Source organism: Pseudomonas sp. AA-38, from assembly GCF_029457475.1.
In the GTDB taxonomy this organism is placed as follows: Bacteria; Pseudomonadota; Gammaproteobacteria; order Pseudomonadales; family Pseudomonadaceae; genus Aquipseudomonas.
Genome location: NZ_CP120359.1, coordinates 1,865,838 through 1,882,246, shown reverse-complemented (window position 1 = coordinate 1,882,246; position 16,409 = coordinate 1,865,838). Strand labels below are relative to the sequence as shown.

The window sequence follows — 16,409 nt, the reverse complement described above, 5'->3', positions numbered from 1 at the left end:
CGGTCAGGCGGCCACGACTCGCGTACCGGCCAGGTGGTCGTGCACACAGCGCCGGTCGCTGCGGAAGATGAATAGGTAATTGATGCTGCACAGCAAGGTGCCGGCGACAGGAATCAGCGACACCAGCCATACACTCAGGTAGCGCTTGAGCAACAGGCCGGGCAGCGCCGGCACCTGGCCCTGCATGTCGACGATCCGCACCTTGCAGATGCGTTTGCCCACGGTTTGCCCGTAGCGCTTGAGCCAGGCTCCGTTGATCAGCACGAACACGACCATGCCGATCAGTATGCCCTGCACCTGCAGCCAGATGCTCGGCTCGATGCCCTGCACGAGCATCTCGAAATCACCCTTGAAATAGGAAATCGGCATCGTGATCAACGCGAGCAGCAGGGAGTCGATGATCACCGCGCCGAGACGTGCACCGCGCGACGCCAGCAACGGTTCATCCGCCGCCCGCTCCTGCAAGGCCGCCTGGGGTGTCTGATAAGGATTTTGAGTGTCCATGAAACCTCCCTGTCAAAAACGAGACATAAAAAAGCCCAGTCGGCTGACTGGGCTTTTCATCCTATCACCTGAATCAGGCCGGAGCCTGGGTGCGACCCTTGTAGGAAGCGTCGCGGGTGTCGATCTCGATCCAGTCGTCGATGTCGACGAACTCGGCAACCTTGATCTCGGTGCCATTGCGCAGCTTGGCAGGCTTCATCACCTTGCCGGAGGTGTCGCCACGGGCGGCGTTTTCGGTGTATACAACCTGACGCACGATGGTGGTCGGCAGGTCGACAGAGATCACCTTGCCCTCGAAGAACACGGCTTCGCAGATGTCTGTCATGCCTTCTTCGATGAACGGCAGAACGCTTTCCAGATCTTCGGCGCGCAGCTCGTAGGAGTTGTATTCCGGATCCATGAACACGTAGTCGTCACCGCTGATGTAGGACAGGGTCACTTCCTTGCGCTCGAGAATCACCGGCTCCATCTTGTCGTCGGCCTTGTAGACGGTCTCGGTCTTGGAGCCGTTGAGCAGGTTCTTCAGCTTCATCTTGACGATGGCGCTGTTACGGCCGGACTTGGTGAACTCGGCCTTCTGGATCAGCCACGGCTGGCCGTCGATCAGGGCCACGCTGTTGACTCTCATTTCCTGTGCAGTTTTCATGCGAATATCCGAAATATGCGGGAGGTACAGAATTCTAAGCCCGCTATGATAGCCAATTTCGGTGAAACTGCACCAGTGCCGAGGCAAGATCCGGCCGGGCGGCCTGTTGCGAGCACCAGCGCTCGGCATGTTCGCGCAACTCTTGCCAGTTGCGCTGTACCTCGCCCCAGGCCTCTGCCATGCCCTGCTCGGCGTTCCAGGCCTTCCATAGCTGCTGCAGCGCAGCATCCGCCGACGCACTGAGCCCCTGATGATAGAGCGCGAGAAAGGCATCGAGCTTGTCCCAGTGCGCGCCCTCCTCCTGACGATAGATATGCCAGAGCAAGGGCCTTGCTGCCCACTGCGCGCGAATGAAGGAATCCTCGCCGCGCACGGCATTGAAATCGCAACACCACAGCAAGCGGTCGTAATCGGCCTGCGCCATGAATGGCAGCCCCTGCAGATGCAGGTTGCCGCGCTGGCATCGCTCGCCAGGCGCCAGCGACGTGCCCAGCCAGGCCTGCACATCGGCGAGAATGCGCCCCTGCGGTATCAGCAGTTGCGTGGTTTTGTACCCGCTGGCGAGCGCCTCCAGCCAGCCGGCCAGGCCAGCGTTTTCATAGGCGAACAACGAGATCAGTTGCGCCTGGGGCTGCCGCACCACGCCCAATCGCGCCAGGAAGGCCGCTTGCGCGCCGACATCGGCCTGCAATGCATCCCGCTCGGCAAGCAGACCGGCCTCGCGCAGCAGGCCGCCAGTGCCCTCGACGAAACCGGGAAAGAAGAAGAACTTCTGCAACCCGCCCGGCTGCGGCGACGGCAGGCCATGGCAGCCAGCCACCCAGTCCTCGGCACTGAGGTATTCCAGATTCAGCCACAAGGGCGGCACCGTGCGTGCAGCCATCACCTCGACGTATGCATCCGGCAGCGTGCAGGCGAAGGCTTCGATAACCACATCTGCCACCTCCACCGGCTGCCAGACGCCCGACCAGTGCCGCACCTCGACGCCCGCCTGCTCCTGCACTGCCGCGTGCGGATCGAGGCTCGGGCACAGATGAGCGAAGGCATCCAGGTCATCCACCCACAGACGCACCGCCAGACCATGTTCGGCCACCAGTTGCCGGGCCAGGCGCCAGGTCACGCCAATATCGCCGTAGTTGTCCACCACGGCGCAGAAAATGTCCCACTTCACGCCATACCCCGACCGGGAAAACGTCATTTTAACTGCACGAATAAAAGAAAAGCCCGCCATGTGGCGGGCCAAGGGGAGTGCAGAGCAGGCGCGGGAAAACGATCAGGCCAGAAAGGAGGATGACGCATCACCGCGAACGGCAGTGCTCAACTGCCAGATCGCCTGGCAGGCCAGCGCCGCCTCGCGAGAGGCGAAAGGGCCAGCCTTGGGCTGACCATCGACCAGCAGCAGCCAGCAGGCCATATGACCACCGGACTTGAGTTCATCGGGCACGGCACTGCCCACCAGAGAAACCACATCGATGCGCGGCATAGCCACCTCCAACCTGTTGCACGTTTCGTTGGAGTGAGCTTATGCCGGCGCACCAGCTCGCTGAAATCGACGCTTTCAATGGTCACCATAAGGGCAATCGATGCTCAGTCGGGCAGGAGGCTGCGTAGGCTGGCGCCACATTGCCGAAGGCGTTCACGAGGATCGAAGGAAAAGGAAGCGAATTTACCGAAAGGGAGAACAACTTGAGATTACGCAGCCAGGCAAAGCCTGGACGGGAAGCGGTTACTGGGTTCTACCGCTCATGAATAGCCCTTGATCACGGCAACGCAGTTCGCCTTCGTGTTGGTGAACTCAAGAATATGGCTGAAACGCCGCTTCTGCCCATTTGCAAAAGTCACCAAACCGCTCGCTGCCCCGACCTTCCCATGAGAAATCGCGTGCTCGATAGCAACAGCGGCGGGCTTGGTCTTTGCAGCCAGCGCCTTGGCAATGGCGCTTCTTCCCTTGATGGGAGCGTCCGCAACGCCCTCCCAGACAGCATCATCACTAAAACCCTCCGGCATCGCCTGGCCGGTTTCCAGCGCTATCGCCACATCCTGCACGAACCTGTTCTTGGGAGAATTGCCACAGTCTCCGCAGCCATGAATCTCGGTCATCTCGCCCCTCTTCTCTCACCTGTAACCATTTATCTCAAAGCGGTTCAATGCAAGCCACCAGAGCCCAAATCTCCGGTACCGCATATGCCTGAGCAGCCAAACTGTTTGATGGTAAGTCGAATGCGTTATCGGACTGTTTTTGTAGGAGCCGGCTTGCCGGCGATGCTTTTGCCTCGATCGCCCGCAAGCGGGCTCCTACGCGCTTGGTCATCCACATAGGCTTATGCTCAAGGCTCACCCGCTATGTCGGCGCATTGCAGCTCACGGGCTTTCCACCCCCCCGCCGGCTCGACTCGTCGCTATTCGGCGCCATGATTTCGACACTCAACCTGCACGCAGCTCGTTGATCAGCTCCGGGTGACGCCCCAGTATCTTGAACAACTGCACCAGCGGCTGCGGTGCTTCCGTGCTGCCTCGCTCATAGCGAGAAAACGCATTCGGGCCACCACCAAACAGCTCGGCCGCTTCACGCTGGCTCAAGCGCAACTGCTTGCGCACACTGCGAATCAGCTCCTGATTACCGCTCCGAGCGTTCACCTGCTGACGAAACTCGTTCATGGCACAGATGACGCGCTCGCTCTCAGCCGGCCCGGTCAGGGACTCGCCGCAGGCATCGCACCAGTCAGCCGTTACTGCGGCAATTTGAGTGGTCTGCCCCTTGTAGGTGAAGGGCATATCGCGGGTGTCGTGAACCAGTTCCGCCCCGCCGCATACTGGACATTTCATGGTCACTTCTCCTTGAAGGAAACGATCAGCAGATCGGCCACCAGCGTGAACTTCAGATAGACCTGCCCGAACTCGGTTTCGGGTCGGTAAACGTCTTGCCAGGTAGTATGATCCGCATAGGTTGTCATGCTCTTGAAAAAGTCGCGGCTGCTCAGGGCACTGATGACGGCCAGCATGTCGGCCATCCCCATACCCAGCTCAGCGCCCCCTTCCAGGGCTACGCGGGTGAAGCGATAACGCTGCTCGGCTACGGCCTGCTTCACCAGCTCAAGCTTGAAATGGGGTTTGCGCTTTTCCATGCCGCTCAAAATAACCTTTTAGGTTAATTTCCTCAAGGGAGCATCCATGCCAGACGATAGCCCTAGACGATTGCGCAACGAGCTGCTTGCCGGGGCCGCATCCAGACCTGCCCAGCCCGCAGACCCGCAATACTTCGCTCGCCTGCGCCAACAAGTACAGCAGTCCGGGCAGGCAACTACGCCATCGAAATGAAACGAGTGGCAAATGGGTTGGTGCCTTGTGTCGACAGGACGGGACACCAAAAACAAAAAAGCCCCGAAAGCTTTTCAGCTTTCAGGGCTTCGGGTTTTGCGAAAGTGGCGGTGAAGAAGAGATTCGAACTCTTGATACGGTTTCCCGTATACACACTTTCCAGGCGTGCTCCTTCAACCACTCGGACACTTCACCGGATCTCGACGTTTTGGCCTGTAGCCTGTCGAGGCGCGCTAATGTAGTCGAACGTTTCCGCGAAGGCAAACATTTTTTAAAGGATTCATACGCTTATCTGTGCCCCTGGGTTTCCTCGGGCGGCGTGGCGAGCAGCTCGTCGAAGCGCATGCGGCCGAACAGCAGGAAGCTCAGGGAGACACAGAGGCCCACCACGAAGAGCAGCGTCGCTCCCAGAGGCGTGTGCCACTCGGGTTGCAGGCTCAGCAGAATCGAGGCCGTCAGCAGCACTAATGCCGCCAGGCCAGACAGGACTTTCATCATCAGGCTCTCCTATGGGCACCTCTGCACTCTAGAGAGCCACGCCCTCTGGCGGCCAATAGGCACATTGCATGATGGCGATAGGCAAAAAGCCTGACTGGCCAGTCGGTCACGGCGCTTTACCCGGCTCAGCGGCCTGGGTACCTTCTGCCTCACACTGCCCGCAGGCCCAACAAGGAAACCGCCATGAGCGACCTGATCAGCTACCAACTCGAAGACGGCATTGCCACCCTCACCCTGAGCAACGGCAAGGTGAACGCCATTTCCCCGGATGTGATCGCCGCCTTCAATGCTGCGCTGGATCGCGCCGAGCAGGATCGCGCCATCGTCATCATCACCGGCCAGCCGGGCATTCTCTCTGGTGGCTATGACCTCAAGGTAATGACTTCCGGCCCACAGAACGCCATCGAGCTGGTTGCCGCCGGCTCCACCCTGGCGCGGCGCATGCTCGCGCACCCCTACCCGATCATCGTCGCCTGCCCCGGCCATGCCGTGGCCAAGGGAGCGTTCATCCTGCTGTCGGCGGACTACCGTATCGGCGTGGAAGGCCCGTTCAATATCGGCCTGAACGAGGTGCAGATCGGCATGACCATGCACCATGTGGGCATCGAGCTGGCGCGCGACCGTCTGCGCAAGTCGGCTTTCCACCGCTCGGTGATCAATGGCGAGATGTTCGACCCGCAAGGGGCGCTGGAGGCCGGTTTCCTCGACAAGGTAGTGCCGGTCGAGGCATTGCAGGCCACGGCCCTGGCCGCCGCGCAGCAGCTCAAGAAGATCAACATGACCGCGCACCGCAACACCAAGCTCAAGGTGCGCAAGGCGCTGCTGGAAACCCTGGACGCCGCCATTGCCCTGGACAGGCAGCACCTCAACTGAAGCCCTGCCGCTGGACGAAGCGCAGACAGAAAAAACCCGGAAGCCTGTTCCGGGTTTTCTTTTTTCATCCCACCAGCCGTCAGGCCTTGGCCTCACGCCCCTGGGCGACGAAACGCATCATCCATTGCGCCACCGTGCTGCCCTGCTGCTCCTGATGCAGGCTGTCGATGCCGCTCTGGTAGATCTTGTCGCCCAGGTGCTGCTGACGCAGATCGAGCAGCGCGCGCGAATAGTCGTGAACGAACTCGGGATGGCCCTGGAAGCACAGCACCTGATCGCCGATATGGTAGGCGGCGTTCGGGCAGAAATCGCTGGTGGCGAGCAAGGTGGCGTTTTCCGGCAGGCGGGTGACCTGATCCTGATGGCTGATCAAGAGTTGCAGGCTGTCCAGCGCGGGTTCCATCCACTGCGGCTGGCTGGCGATACGGTAGTTGTGCACGCCCACGCCCCAGCCCTGCTCGGCGCGCTCGGCCTTGCCGCCGAGCAGCAGGGCCAGCAACTGGTGACCGAAGCAGATGCCCAGCAGCTTGTGGCCGCGCTGGTAGCGGTCGAGCAGGTACTCTTTGAGCTTCTGGATCCAGGGGTCGCTGCCGAAAGAGTCGGCCTTGCTGCCGGTCACCAGATAGGCGTCGAAATGTTCGCTGTCCGGCGGGTAATGCCCCTCCACCACGTTGTAGATACTGAACTCCGCGGCCAGCGGCTGTTTGGCGAACAGTTGCTCGAACATGTGGCCGTAGCCGTGGTATTGCTCGACCAGTTCGGGGCGCAGTAAATCAGTTTCCAGAATGCAGATACGCAGTGACATGGGGTTTCCTGGATTGAGCACGACAAGGGTGTTTTCGTGCGTTTTACTTAACACAGCTACCTGTGCATTGAAATAGCCGAACCCGATTTCACGGCTATTGGCTCCAAGAATGCGACGATGCCAGACGGCGAACGGATGTCAATAAAAATTGACAAGCTCAGGTCTTGCGCAACCCTCTGGCCTGCAGGCTCAGCAGGCGCATTTCGGCCTCGGCCAGCAGGTGCAGGCGCTCGATCTTGTCCAGGCGTTTCCAAGCCTTGATTTCCTGGCGGCTACGGCCACAGCCCAGGCAGATGTCCTGTTTGAACTCACAGACCTTGATACAGGGGCTCTTGCTCATGATGCGCGTCCTCGACCTTGGGATGTGCACGCAGCATAAGGAAGGCGTGCACACCAGCGGGATTGAAGGATTGCATGCGGCCTGTTGAGCCTTTCAATGCAAGGTTTCGTCGCCTTCGAGGTCGGCCTGTGCTTGCTCGGCTGGCGGCTCGTCTTCGACCAGGCGCAGGTCGTCGAAGTCCGTCTTGAGGCCTTCTTCCATCGAGTCGAGCTCAGCCAGCAAGCTGCGGAAGCTGGTTTCCTCGCGCGGTTCGGCGGGCTCGGGCTCGCCCTCCTCCAGGGCCAGGTCAGCGCGCGCCTGCAGGCCTGCCGGCACCTCGGCTTCGTCGTCCAGGGCCAGTTGCGGCTCGGGCTCCAGCTCGCGCAAGGCGGCCAGTGGCGGCAGCTCGTCCAGGCTCTTGAGGTTGAAGTGGTCGAGAAAGCCCTTGGTGGTGGCGAACATGGCCGGGCGCCCCGGTACGTCGCGGTAGCCCACCACGCGGATCCACTCGCGTTCGAGCAGGGTCTTGGTGATGTTGCTGTTGACCGCCACGCCGCGCACGTCTTCGATCTCGCCACGGGTGATGGGCTGGCGGTAGGCGATCAGCGCCAGGGTTTCCAGCAAGGCCCGCGAGTAGCGCTGCGGGCGCTCTTCCCACAGGCGCCCGACCCAGGGAGCGAAGCGCTCGCGTACCTGCAGACGGTAGCCGGAGGCCACTTCCCTAAGCTCGAAAGCACGGCCCTCGCAGGACTGCCGCAGCACGTCGAGCGCCGCTTTGAACTGCGCGGGTTCGGGGCGCTCGCCCTCCTCGAACAGCTCGTACAGGCGCTCCAGCGACTGCGGCTTGCCGGAGGCCAGGAGGAAGGCCTCGAGCAGTTGGGCCAGGTCTTTGGGGTCGCTTAGGTTCATTCGGCACGGGCTCTGACATGGATTGCGGCGAAGGGCTCATTCTGCACCAGCTCGACCAGGGATTCCTTGATCAGTTCGAGCACGGCCATGAAGGTCACCACCACGCCAAGGCGCCCTTCCTCGAGGGCGAAGAGTTCGACGAAGGGCACGAAGCCGCCGCCCTTGAGGCGCTCGAGCACCTCGCTCATGCGTTCGCGGGTCGATAGCGCCTCGCGGGTGACCTGGTGGCTCTCGAACATGTCGGCGCGGCGCAGCACTTCGGCCATCGACAGCAGCAGCTCTTCCAGGCTGACCTCCGGCAACAGCTTGCGCGCCCTGGCCTCGGGAGCGTCGAGGCGCGGTATGTGCACGTCGCGGCCAACGCGCGGCAGCTCGTCGAGATCCTCGGCGGCCGACTTGAAGCGCTCGTATTCCTGCAAGCGGCGGATCAGCTCGGCGCGCGGGTCGTCCTCTTCTTCCTCAGCCTCGGCCGAGCGTGGCAGGAGCATGCGCGACTTGATCTCGGCCAGCATGGCGGCCATCACCAGGTACTCGGCGGCCAGCTCCAGGCGCACCGAATGCATCAGCTCGACATAGCCCATGTACTGTTTGGTGATCTCGGCCACGGGAATGTCGAGGATGTCGATATTCTGCTTGCGGATCAGGTACAGGAGCAGGTCGAGCGGGCCCTCGAAGGCTTCGAGAAACACCTCCAGGGCATCCGGCGGGATGTACAGATCCAGCGGCAGTTCGGTGACCGCCTCGCCATACACCAGAGCGAACGGCAGCTCCTGCTGGGCGCCGGCCTGCGGCTCGGGGGTCGTGCCATCGCTCATCGCCACGGGCTCCATCAGCGGTTGTTCAGGCCCATGGCGCGGCGCACGTCGGCCAGGGTCTCGCGCGCTTCATCACGGGCATGCTCGGCGCCCTCGGCGAGGATGCTGCGCACCAACTCCGGGCTGCCTTCATAGTCGATGGCGCGCTGCTGCAGCGGCGCCAACTCGCGCTGAATCGAGCTGCACAGGGCACTCTTGCAATCCAGGCAGCCGATGGAGGCGCTGCGACAGCCCTCCAGCGCCCAGTGCATGCATTCGTCATTGGAATAGAGCTGGTGCAGCGACCACACCGGGCAGCGCTGCGGCTCGCCGGGGTCGTCGCGGTGCACCCGTGCCGGGTCGGTGGGCATGCGGCGCAGCTTCTCTTCCACTTCCGTCTCGCTGTCACGCAGGTAGATGGCATTGTCCCGCGACTTGGACATCTTCTGCCCGTCCAGGCCGGGAATCCGCGCGAAGTCCCCCAGCAGCGGCTGCGGCTCGGCAAGGATCACCTTGCCGTCGCCGTCCAGATAGCCGAACAGCCGCTCCTGGTCGCCCAGGGTCAGGTTGCTCTGCTCCTTGAGCAGGGCCCGCGCGGTTTCCAGCGCCTCGGCGTCGCCCTGCTCCTGATAGGCACGGCGCAGGTTGCGGTAAAGCTTGCCGACCTTCTTGCCCAGCTTGCCGATGGCGGCCTCGGCCTTGAGCTCGAAATCCGGCTCGCTGCCATATAGATGGTTGAAGCGCCGCGCCACTTCGCGGGCGAATTCGATGTGCGGCAACTGGTCGGCGCCCACCGGCACCTGGCCGGCGCGGTACAGCAGGATATCCGCCGCCTGCAGCAGCGGATAACCGAGAAAACCGTAGGTGGACAGGCCCTCGCCGGTGGCCCGCTCCAGTTGCTCCTTGTAGGACGGCACGCGCTCCAGCCAGCCCAGCGGGCAGATCATCGACAGCAGCAGGTGCAGCTCGGCATGTTCGGGCACGTGCGACTGCACGAACAGGGTCGCCGAACTAGGGCTGACGCCTGCCGCCAGCCAGTCGATGGCCATGTCCATGACGTGCTGCTGCAGCTTGTCGACCTGCGCGTAGTCGGTGGTCAGGGCATGCCAGTCGACGATGCAGAAGAAGCAGTCGTACTCATGCTGCAAGCGCACCCAGCTTTTCAGCACGCCGTGATGATGGCCGAGGTGAAGACGGCCGCTCGGGCGCATGCCAGACATGATGCGGCGCCCGGAGTCGATGGCACTCAAGAGGTTCTACCCTGAACGAGAAAAGTCCCGATTATAGCCAGCACTCAGGCCTCTTCGGCAAAGGGTGCCGGATCGCCGCAACCGACACGGATGATTTCCGGGCTGTCGCCGGACAGATTGATCACCGTGGAGGCCTCCAGCCCGCCGAAACCGCCGTCGATGATCAGGTCCACCTGATGCTCGAGCAACTGGCGCATTTCGTAGGGGTCGGACAGAGGCAGCTCGTCGCCAGGCAGGATCAGGCTGACGCTCATCAACGGCTCGCCCAATTGCTCGAGCAGCGCCAGGGCGATGGGATGGCTGGGCACGCGCAGGCCGATGGTGCGGCGCTTGGGATGCAGCAGCATGCGCGGCACTTCGCGAGTGGCGTTGAGAATGAAGGTGTAAGGGCCTGGAGTGTGATTCTTGAGCAGGCGGAAGGCGGCGGTGTCGACCTTGGCGAACAGGCCGAGCTGGGACAGGTCACGGCAGACCAGGGTGAAGTTGTGCTTGTCGTCGAGCTGGCGCAAGCGGCGAATGCGCTCCACCGCGTTCTTGTCGCCGATGGCACAACCCACGGCGTAGGACGAATCGGTGGGATACACCACCACCGCGCCGGCACGGATGATCTCCACAGCCTGTTTGATCAGGCGTGCCTGGGGGTTCTCCGGATGTATCTGGAAGAATTGACTCACACTCGCTCCCTGTTCATGGGCTGACAGTAATGGACTGTGCATGCTCGAAGCGCTTCCAGAGCGCCGTCAGATCGTCCGGCAACGGACGGTAAAGACCCAGCTCGGACCAATCGCCGGGGGCGTGGAAATCGCTGCCGGCGCTGGCCATCAAGCCGAATTCGCGCGCCAGGATCGCCAGGCCACCGACCTGTTCGGCCGGCTGCATGCCGTTGACCACCTCCAGGGCATGCCCGCCTGCCGCCGCGAAGGCCGCCACCAGGCGCCGACGCTTACTACGAGTAAAGTCGTACTGCCAGGGATGCGCCAGGCTGATCCAGGCGTCGGCGGCGCGCAGGGTATCGACCACGCTCTCCAGTTCCGGCCAATGCTGCTTGACGTCCCCCAGTTTGCCGGCACCCAACCATTTGCGAAAGGCCTCGGCACGGTCGCGCACGTGCCCGGCGCGCACCAGAAATTCGGCGAAATGCGGGCGTGCCGGAGCGTTGCCGCTGTCGCCCAGTTCCTGCTGCACCGCCCGCGCACCGTCCAAAGCACCAGGCATACCCTTGGCCGCCAGGCGCCGGTCGATTTCCTCGGCGCGCTGCCAGCGCCCGTGGTGCAAGGCCTCGATGGCCTGGCGCAGAGCCGGCGCTTCGCGCTCGAAGGCATAACCCAGGACATGGATGGTGGCGCCGCCCCAGGTGCAGGACAGCTCGATGCCATTGACTAGGTGCACACCAAGATCGAGCGCCGCGCGCTGCGCCTCATCGAGGCCTTCGAGGGTGTCGTGGTCGGTCAATGCCAGCAGCCGGATACCCCGCTGGTGCGCCCGCTCCACCAGCACGGCTGGGGCGAGAACACCGTCGGAGGCGGTGCTGTGGCAATGCAGATCGACATTCATGACGGCGCTTTCGTTGCAATTGATGTTTGTTATTATGCCCCACATGCGTCATCCGGCTGTCGCCATGTCGGAAATAAAGCCCTTCCTGTCGCCTCGCTTGTTCTAAGGATCGAGATGCTCTACGCCATCATCGCCACCGACGTTGCCAACTCCCTGGAAAATCGCCTTGCCGCCCGCCCGGCCCACCTGGCGCGCCTCGAGCAACTGCAAACGCAAGGGCGCCTGCTACTGGCCGGCCCGCACCCGGCCATCGACAGCAACGACCCAGGCCCGGCCGGTTTCAGCGGCAGCCTGATCGTCGCCGAATTCGAGTCCCTGGAAGCGGCGCAGAGCTGGGCCGATGCCGACCCCTATCGCGCGGCCGGCGTCTATGCCAGTGTCATCGTCAAACCCTTCAAGAAAGTCTTCCCCTGACACGCCGACAAGGAATCGCCATGCGTTCGATTTCGCTGCCCCTGCTGGTCGGCCTGCTGCTGATGAGCGCAACGATTCAGGCCGAAGAAGTCTCACCGCCCGAGGAGCCGGCCGCCGTGTCGGCTACGGCCCCCGGCCAGGAGCAGATCGCCGAGCTGGAACGCCGCCTGGCACAGAGCGAGCAGGCGCGTGGCGAGCTGGAAGGCAAGAACGCCGCATTGCTGCAGCGCCTGCGCCAGGAAAACCAGCGCCTGCGCCTGCAACTCAAGGAAAGCCAGGCCCAGGTTCAACCCAGGCTGCTCAGTGAAGAGCAGACCTGGTTCGCCGCCGGCGGTGCGCTGTGCCTGGTGTCCCTGCTGTTGGGCGCGCTGTTGCGTGGGCAACGCAAACCACAGCGCGGCTGGACCAACTGAACACCATGAGCCGTCTGCTGCTGATAGACGATGACCAGGAGCTGTGCGAGCTGCTGGCCAGTTGGCTGAGCCAGGACGGCTTTCACATCACCGCCTGCCACGATACCGCCAGCGCGCGCCGTGCCCTGGCCGAGCAGAGCCCGGACGCGGTGGTGCTGGACGTGATGCTGCCCGACGGCAATGGCCTGGAACTGCTCAAGCAACTGCGCAGCGAACATGCCGAACTGCCGGTGCTGATGCTCTCGGCCAGGGGCGAACCGCTCGATCGCATTCTCGGCCTGGAGCTGGGCGCCGACGATTACCTGGCCAAACCCTGCGACCCCCGCGAGCTGACCGCCCGCCTGCGCGCCGTGCTGCGCCGCAGCACGCCGGCACCGGCCAGCAGCCAGCTGGAACTGGGCGACCTGCGTTTCAGCCCCAACCGTGGCATCGCCACGCTCGACGGCCACGACATTCCCCTCACCCTGTCCGAAAGCCGCCTGCTGGAAGCCCTGCTGCAACAGCCCGGCGAGCCGCTGGACAAACAGGCGCTGGCGCAACTGGCACTGGGGCGCAAGCTGACCCTCTACGATCGCAGCCTGGACATGCATGTCAGCAACCTGCGCAAGAAGCTCGGCCCGCACCCCGACGGCCGGCCGCGCATCCTGTCGCTGCGCGGTCGCGGTTACTTCTACGCCCCCTGATCCGGCAGAGCAGCGCTGCCCCCTGCACCGCATGTACCTGGCCGCACGACCGGTAGGATTTATCCGCGATAGGCGGTCAACGTCGGGTTGGCGATGATCTCGGATGAATTGGCTACAGCCCCAGACAATCTTTACCCAGGCTTTACCCAACCCTGACCGCCCTTGACCTTGCTCGCCGCATACTGAGCCCATCCGGTAACGACCGGCTTCGAGACAAGGAGATACCACCATGCGCAAGACCCTGACCGCCCTGCTGTTCGCCGCCACCCTGCCCACCCTGGCCCTGGCCATGCCCGAAGGCCCAGGCCCGCATGAGCGCGGCCCGCAGCCCTTCAAGGAGCTGAACCTGAGCAAGGAGCAGCGCCAGCAAGTACGCAAGCTGATGGGCGAAGAAATGAAGGCCCGTCACGAGATCACCCGCCGTTACCTGGACAAGCTGCCAGAGGCGCAGCGCCAGGCCATGAAGAAAGACCTGGACAAGGCTCGTGAAGACAATCACAAGGCCATGCGCGCCCTGCTTGACCCGGAGCAACAGAAAGCCTTCGACAAGCACCTGAAGGAACGCGAGGCGCGCCGCGCCGAAATGGAAGAATTCAAGGCCTGGAAAGCCGAGAAGGACAAGAAGGCCAGCTAATCTCTCTGGCTCCCACCCTCACCGCCGTGCCCAACCGGGCCCGGCGGTTTCTGCATGAGGTTCTGCTGTGCGCTCACTGTTCTGGCGTATCCTCGCCACCTTCTGGCTGGCCCTTGCTCTGGTCGCCGGCTTGGCCATGCTGCTGGGGCGCGCCCTCAACCAGGACGCCTGGATTCTCAACCGCCACCCCGGGCTGGACGGCCTGGACAAGCGTTGGGTGGAGCTCTACGAACGCAAGGGTGAGCGCGCCGCCCAGGCGTTCCTCGAAGCGCGCAAACGCCAATACCGCATCGACACCCAGGTGATCGGCGAGAGCGGCCAGCCACTGGTCAAGGGCACCTTCCCGCCGCGCGCCGCTGCCTTCGAGCAGCGTCACCGTGATCGCCCCCTGCCCTGGCGGCAACTGACCACCGAATACACCAGCCCCGGCGGCGACACCTATCTGTTCATCTACCGTATTCCCCACCCGGAACTGGCTGCCTGGCACCGTGACAGCCTGTTCTGGCCGCTCAGCGCCCTGGCCATCGCCCTGGTCGTGCTGACCCTGTTCAGCCTGCTGCTGACCCTGTCCATCACCCGCCCGCTGGACAGGCTGCGCGGCGCCGTGCATGACCTGGGGCAGACCACCTACCAGCAGAACAGCCTGGCGCGCCTGGCCAGGCGGCGTGACGAACTGGGCCTGCTGGCCAAGGACTTCAACCGCATGGGCGAACGCCTGCAGGGGCTGATCGGCAGCCAGCGGCAATTGCTGCGCGACGTGTCCCATGAATTGCGCTCACCCCTGGCACGGCTGCGTATCGCCCTGGCCCTGGCCGAGCGCGCCGAGCCGGAGGAGCGAGAAAAGCTCTGGCCACGCCTGCATCAGGAGTGCGACCGCCTGGAAGCGCTGATCAGCGAAATACTCGCCCTCGCCCGCCTGGACGCCGCGCCGGGCGCCGCTCAGGCGGTGGATCTGGTCGCCATCTTCGCCAAGTTGCAAGAAGACGTGCGTCTGAGCGCGCCCGAGCAGCGCATCGAGCTACACCTGGCTAGCGACCTGAGGCTGCATGGCTGGCCGGATATGCTCGAACGCGCCCTGGACAACCTGCTGCGCAATGCCCTGCGCTTCAACCCAGCCGAACAGCCCATTGAAATCAGCGCAACGCGCCAGGGCCAGCAACTGCTCTTGAGCGTGCGCGACCATGGCCCCGGCGTGGCGCCCGAGCATCTGTCGGAACTGGGCAAGCCCTTCTTCCGCGCCCCTGGCCAGAGCGACGCCGGCCACGGCCTGGGCCTGGCCATCGCGCGGCGCGCGGCGCAGCGCCATGGCGGCGAGTTGTCATTGCGCAATCACCCGCACGGCGGCTTCGTCGCCACCCTGGAGTTGCCGCTCGAAGCAGCGAAGGGTTGAGCCCGCAGTAGAGTTATTTAGCGCCGCACCTGCACCGAGCGTGCCAGGACGCATGATCGGTCGGCGGATTTATCCGCGATCTGAGTCAGGCACCAAGCCGAACCTTATCGCCAACGTATTCGCCTCTAGCTCAACCGTTCCAGGCGCTGACGAAGTCGCTAACGGCCAGCTCCGGCGCGCGGCGCAGTTCGCGTTCCGGGGTGCCAAGGTAGAGGTAGGCGATCAGCCGCTCGTCCTCATTCAGGCCCAGCCCCTTGGCGACATGGGCGTTGTAGGCCATGTCGCCGGTGCGCCAGACCGCGCCGATGCCCTGGGCATGGGCGGCAAGCAGCAGACCATGGGCGGCACAGCCAGCGGCAAGCAACTGCTCCAGTTCGGGCACCTTGGGGTGGGCCTGCAAGCGAGCGATCACCACCACCAGTAGCGGCGCACGCAGCGGCATGCCGCGGGCCTTGTCCAGGGCCTCTGGCGCAGCCTCGCCATCGGCATGACGTAACGCCTCGGCGAAGAGCTCGCCCATGCGTACACGGGCATCGCCTTCCACGGTCAGAAAGCGCCAGGGCCGCAACTGGCCATGATCGGGCGCCCGCAGCGCCGCACGAAAGAGCAGCTCGCGCTGCGCTGCATCAGGGGCAGGCTCCACCAGACGAGGAACGGAAACACGGTTGAGCAGAGCGTCGAGAGCCTCCATCGGCCACCTCCGAAAGGCTTAAACTGAAGCATTCTCAAGCTGCAAGCTGCAAGCTGCAAGCTGCAAGCTGCAAGCTGCAAGCTGCAAGCTGAGCAATGTGCGGGCGGATGCCAAAGTCAGTCAAACCGTAGCCCGGATGCAATCCGGGGCGGCAATTCCCGGATTGCATCCGGGCTACGAAACGCTCTGGCTCTTAACTTGAAGCTTGTGGCTTGCAGCTTGTAGCTGCTCTCAAGCTACCCGATCCGGCGTCACCACCGGCTGTACCGGCGGGGTCAGCGGCGGCAGGCCATGGGCGCGCCGGGCATCGTCACAGCGTGGGTTGTGTACGCCGTTCTCCCAGGATGCCTCGAACTCCCGGCAACTGCTGGAGCGCTGTTCGTAGAGGGTGCAGCGCACGCTGCAACCGACGTCACCGAGCAGTTGGGTACAGCGCGCCGGCTTCGACTCGGTGCCACGCATGGCGACATAGTGCGGGCTGATCTGCACGACCTGTTCGTCCGGCACGGTACCCCCGGCAGACTGGCATTCGCCCCAGAAGAAGGACACACGAAAGAACGCGCAGCAGGCGCCGCACGTCAGGCAGGGATTGGATTCGGACATGGATGAAGGACTCGGAAACCAGCGGGCGCCGGCAACTGGCGGCTATTCTATGATTCGCCATGGCCTTGTAAAGCCCCCGACGGCAAGTCCAGATCGTGCCGGTTTACAGGC

At 63.4% G+C, this 16,409-nt stretch carries 23 protein-coding genes and 1 tRNA gene; 6 read left to right on the top strand and 18 right to left on the bottom strand.

Annotated features, from left to right (window positions below):
* Nucleotides 1–3: 3 nt before the first annotated feature.
* The 9 genes from PVE35_RS08645 to PVE35_RS08605 form a co-directional block, all read right to left on the bottom strand.
* Nucleotides 4–504, bottom strand: coding sequence for an RDD family protein (locus tag PVE35_RS08645; protein WP_277374394.1), 501 nt, complete (start codon nt 502–504; stop codon nt 4–6).
* Between the two features lie 73 nt (nt 505–577).
* A complete protein-coding gene (gene efp / locus PVE35_RS08640) occupies nt 578–1,150 on the bottom strand; it encodes an elongation factor P (protein ID WP_268178026.1) in 573 nt (190 codons plus the stop codon).
* Nucleotides 1,151–1,193: 43 nt separating this feature from the next.
* Entirely contained in the window at nt 1,194–2,321 is a 1,128-nt protein-coding gene (gene earP / locus PVE35_RS08635) for an elongation factor P maturation arginine rhamnosyltransferase EarP (protein WP_277374393.1), read from the bottom strand.
* 102 nt (nt 2,322–2,423) lie between these two features.
* Nucleotides 2,424–2,633 (bottom strand): hypothetical protein, encoded by a 210-nt coding sequence (locus tag PVE35_RS08630; protein ID WP_277374392.1) that lies wholly within the window; start codon nt 2,631–2,633, stop codon nt 2,424–2,426.
* 260 nt (nt 2,634–2,893) lie between these two features.
* Nucleotides 2,894–3,250 carry a hypothetical protein gene (locus PVE35_RS08625; RefSeq protein WP_277374391.1) on the bottom strand — a complete coding sequence of 119 codons (357 nt, stop codon included), beginning with the start codon at nt 3,248–3,250 and terminating at the stop codon, nt 2,894–2,896.
* A gap of 324 nt (nt 3,251–3,574) precedes the next feature.
* Complete coding sequence (locus PVE35_RS08620; protein WP_277374390.1) at nt 3,575–3,976, bottom strand: type II TA system antitoxin MqsA family protein; 402 nt, start codon at nt 3,974–3,976, stop codon at nt 3,575–3,577.
* Nucleotides 3,977–3,978: 2 nt separating this feature from the next.
* Nucleotides 3,979–4,275, bottom strand: a complete 297-nt coding sequence (locus PVE35_RS08615; protein ID WP_277374389.1) for a type II toxin-antitoxin system MqsR family toxin — start codon at nt 4,273–4,275, stop codon at nt 3,979–3,981.
* A gap of 298 nt (nt 4,276–4,573) precedes the next feature.
* Nucleotides 4,574–4,663: transfer RNA gene (locus PVE35_RS08610), tRNA-Ser, on the bottom strand.
* Between the two features lie 93 nt (nt 4,664–4,756).
* On the bottom strand, nt 4,757–4,966 hold the full coding sequence (locus PVE35_RS08605) for a hypothetical protein (RefSeq protein ID WP_268178049.1): 210 nt from the start codon (nt 4,964–4,966) through the stop codon (nt 4,757–4,759).
* Nucleotides 4,967–5,149: 183 nt separating this feature from the next.
* Between PVE35_RS08605 and PVE35_RS08600 the strand changes: the two genes are divergently transcribed.
* Nucleotides 5,150–5,839 carry a crotonase/enoyl-CoA hydratase family protein gene (locus PVE35_RS08600; RefSeq protein WP_277374388.1) on the top strand — a complete coding sequence of 230 codons (690 nt, stop codon included), beginning with the start codon at nt 5,150–5,152 and terminating at the stop codon, nt 5,837–5,839.
* Nucleotides 5,840–5,918: 79 nt separating this feature from the next.
* Here the strand turns inward: PVE35_RS08600 and PVE35_RS08595 are convergent, their stop codons facing one another.
* From PVE35_RS08595 to PVE35_RS08565, 7 genes are all read right to left on the bottom strand, one after another.
* Nucleotides 5,919–6,644 (bottom strand): amidotransferase, encoded by a 726-nt coding sequence (locus PVE35_RS08595; protein ID WP_268178051.1) that lies wholly within the window; start codon nt 6,642–6,644, stop codon nt 5,919–5,921.
* Nucleotides 6,645–6,801: 157 nt separating this feature from the next.
* Nucleotides 6,802–6,984: a DUF1289 domain-containing protein gene (locus tag PVE35_RS08590; RefSeq protein WP_268178052.1), complete on the bottom strand. Its 183-nt coding sequence runs from the start codon at nt 6,982–6,984 to the stop codon at nt 6,802–6,804.
* 93 nt (nt 6,985–7,077) lie between these two features.
* Nucleotides 7,078–7,872: an SMC-Scp complex subunit ScpB gene (gene scpB, locus PVE35_RS08585; protein WP_268178053.1), complete on the bottom strand. Its 795-nt coding sequence runs from the start codon at nt 7,870–7,872 to the stop codon at nt 7,078–7,080.
* Nucleotides 7,869–8,567, bottom strand: a complete 699-nt coding sequence (locus PVE35_RS08580; RefSeq protein WP_268184335.1) for a ScpA family protein — start codon at nt 8,565–8,567, stop codon at nt 7,869–7,871. Before PVE35_RS08580 ends, scpB begins: the two co-directional genes overlap by 4 nt.
* A gap of 134 nt (nt 8,568–8,701) precedes the next feature.
* Nucleotides 8,702–9,877 (bottom strand): tryptophan--tRNA ligase, encoded by a 1,176-nt coding sequence (locus PVE35_RS08575; RefSeq protein ID WP_277374867.1) that lies wholly within the window; start codon nt 9,875–9,877, stop codon nt 8,702–8,704.
* A gap of 83 nt (nt 9,878–9,960) precedes the next feature.
* Complete coding sequence (locus PVE35_RS08570) at nt 9,961–10,590, bottom strand: L-threonylcarbamoyladenylate synthase (protein WP_277374387.1); 630 nt, start codon at nt 10,588–10,590, stop codon at nt 9,961–9,963.
* A 13-nt stretch (nt 10,591–10,603) separates the two neighbouring features.
* Nucleotides 10,604–11,470: a PHP domain-containing protein gene (locus PVE35_RS08565; RefSeq protein ID WP_277374386.1), complete on the bottom strand. Its 867-nt coding sequence runs from the start codon at nt 11,468–11,470 to the stop codon at nt 10,604–10,606.
* A 114-nt stretch (nt 11,471–11,584) separates the two neighbouring features.
* Here PVE35_RS08565 and PVE35_RS08560 point away from each other — a divergent pair, with 114 nt between their 5' ends.
* The 5 genes from PVE35_RS08560 (at nt 11,585) to PVE35_RS08540 (ending at nt 15,004) form a co-directional block, all read left to right on the top strand.
* Nucleotides 11,585–11,884, top strand: a complete 300-nt coding sequence (locus PVE35_RS08560; RefSeq protein ID WP_277374385.1) for a YciI family protein — start codon at nt 11,585–11,587, stop codon at nt 11,882–11,884.
* A gap of 20 nt (nt 11,885–11,904) precedes the next feature.
* The gene (locus PVE35_RS08555; RefSeq protein WP_268178058.1) at nt 11,905–12,297 is read left to right on the top strand and encodes a translation initiation factor 2 (IF-2, GTPase); all 393 of its coding nucleotides are present in this window, start codon (nt 11,905–11,907) and stop codon (nt 12,295–12,297) included.
* Nucleotides 12,298–12,302: 5 nt separating this feature from the next.
* On the top strand, nt 12,303–12,980 hold the full coding sequence (locus PVE35_RS08550) for a response regulator transcription factor (protein ID WP_268178059.1): 678 nt from the start codon (nt 12,303–12,305) through the stop codon (nt 12,978–12,980).
* 229 nt (nt 12,981–13,209) lie between these two features.
* Nucleotides 13,210–13,614, top strand: a complete 405-nt coding sequence (locus PVE35_RS08545) for a Spy/CpxP family protein refolding chaperone (protein WP_268178060.1) — start codon at nt 13,210–13,212, stop codon at nt 13,612–13,614.
* 67 nt (nt 13,615–13,681) lie between these two features.
* Nucleotides 13,682–15,004, top strand: coding sequence for a HAMP domain-containing sensor histidine kinase (locus PVE35_RS08540; protein WP_277374384.1), 1,323 nt, complete (start codon nt 13,682–13,684; stop codon nt 15,002–15,004).
* A 130-nt stretch (nt 15,005–15,134) separates the two neighbouring features.
* On the opposite strand, the gene PVE35_RS08535 is transcribed toward PVE35_RS08540, so the two are convergent.
* Nucleotides 15,135–15,695: a nitroreductase gene (locus tag PVE35_RS08535; RefSeq protein ID WP_268178062.1), complete on the bottom strand. Its 561-nt coding sequence runs from the start codon at nt 15,693–15,695 to the stop codon at nt 15,135–15,137.
* Nucleotides 15,696–15,926: 231 nt separating this feature from the next.
* Nucleotides 15,927–16,298 carry a YkgJ family cysteine cluster protein gene (locus tag PVE35_RS08530; protein WP_268178063.1) on the bottom strand — a complete coding sequence of 124 codons (372 nt, stop codon included), beginning with the start codon at nt 16,296–16,298 and terminating at the stop codon, nt 15,927–15,929.
* Nucleotides 16,299–16,409: the final 111 nt, after the last annotated feature.

Bases quoted from the DNA above. Each gene is read 5' to 3' on its own strand.
- PVE35_RS08645 (WP_277374394.1), bottom strand. From the start codon at position 504: ATGGACACTCAAAATCCTTATCAGACACCCCAGGCGGCCTTGCAGGAG.
- efp (WP_268178026.1), bottom strand. From the start codon at position 1,150: ATGAAAACTGCACAGGAAATGAGAGTCAACAGCGTGGCCCTGATCGAC.
- PVE35_RS08630 (WP_277374392.1), bottom strand. From the start codon at position 2,633: ATGCCGCGCATCGATGTGGTTTCTCTGGTGGGCAGTGCCGTGCCCGAT.
- PVE35_RS08625 (WP_277374391.1), bottom strand. From the start codon at position 3,250: ATGACCGAGATTCATGGCTGCGGAGACTGTGGCAATTCTCCCAAGAAC.
- PVE35_RS08620 (WP_277374390.1), bottom strand. From the start codon at position 3,976: ATGAAATGTCCAGTATGCGGCGGGGCGGAACTGGTTCACGACACCCGC.
- PVE35_RS08615 (WP_277374389.1), bottom strand. From the start codon at position 4,275: ATGGAAAAGCGCAAACCCCATTTCAAGCTTGAGCTGGTGAAGCAGGCC.
- PVE35_RS08605 (WP_268178049.1), bottom strand. From the start codon at position 4,966: ATGATGAAAGTCCTGTCTGGCCTGGCGGCATTAGTGCTGCTGACGGCC.
- PVE35_RS08600 (WP_277374388.1), top strand. From the start codon at position 5,150: ATGAGCGACCTGATCAGCTACCAACTCGAAGACGGCATTGCCACCCTC.
- PVE35_RS08595 (WP_268178051.1), bottom strand. From the start codon at position 6,644: ATGTCACTGCGTATCTGCATTCTGGAAACTGATTTACTGCGCCCCGAA.
- PVE35_RS08590 (WP_268178052.1), bottom strand. From the start codon at position 6,984: ATGAGCAAGAGCCCCTGTATCAAGGTCTGTGAGTTCAAACAGGACATC.
- scpB (WP_268178053.1), bottom strand. From the start codon at position 7,872: ATGAACCTAAGCGACCCCAAAGACCTGGCCCAACTGCTCGAGGCCTTC.
- PVE35_RS08575 (WP_277374867.1), bottom strand. From the start codon at position 9,877: ATGCGCCCGAGCGGCCGTCTTCACCTCGGCCATCATCACGGCGTGCTG.
- PVE35_RS08565 (WP_277374386.1), bottom strand. From the start codon at position 11,470: ATGAATGTCGATCTGCATTGCCACAGCACCGCCTCCGACGGTGTTCTC.
- PVE35_RS08560 (WP_277374385.1), top strand. From the start codon at position 11,585: ATGCTCTACGCCATCATCGCCACCGACGTTGCCAACTCCCTGGAAAAT.
- PVE35_RS08555 (WP_268178058.1), top strand. From the start codon at position 11,905: ATGCGTTCGATTTCGCTGCCCCTGCTGGTCGGCCTGCTGCTGATGAGC.
- PVE35_RS08550 (WP_268178059.1), top strand. From the start codon at position 12,303: ATGAGCCGTCTGCTGCTGATAGACGATGACCAGGAGCTGTGCGAGCTG.
- PVE35_RS08545 (WP_268178060.1), top strand. From the start codon at position 13,210: ATGCGCAAGACCCTGACCGCCCTGCTGTTCGCCGCCACCCTGCCCACC.
- PVE35_RS08535 (WP_268178062.1), bottom strand. From the start codon at position 15,695: ATGGAGGCTCTCGACGCTCTGCTCAACCGTGTTTCCGTTCCTCGTCTG.
- PVE35_RS08530 (WP_268178063.1), bottom strand. From the start codon at position 16,298: ATGTCCGAATCCAATCCCTGCCTGACGTGCGGCGCCTGCTGCGCGTTC.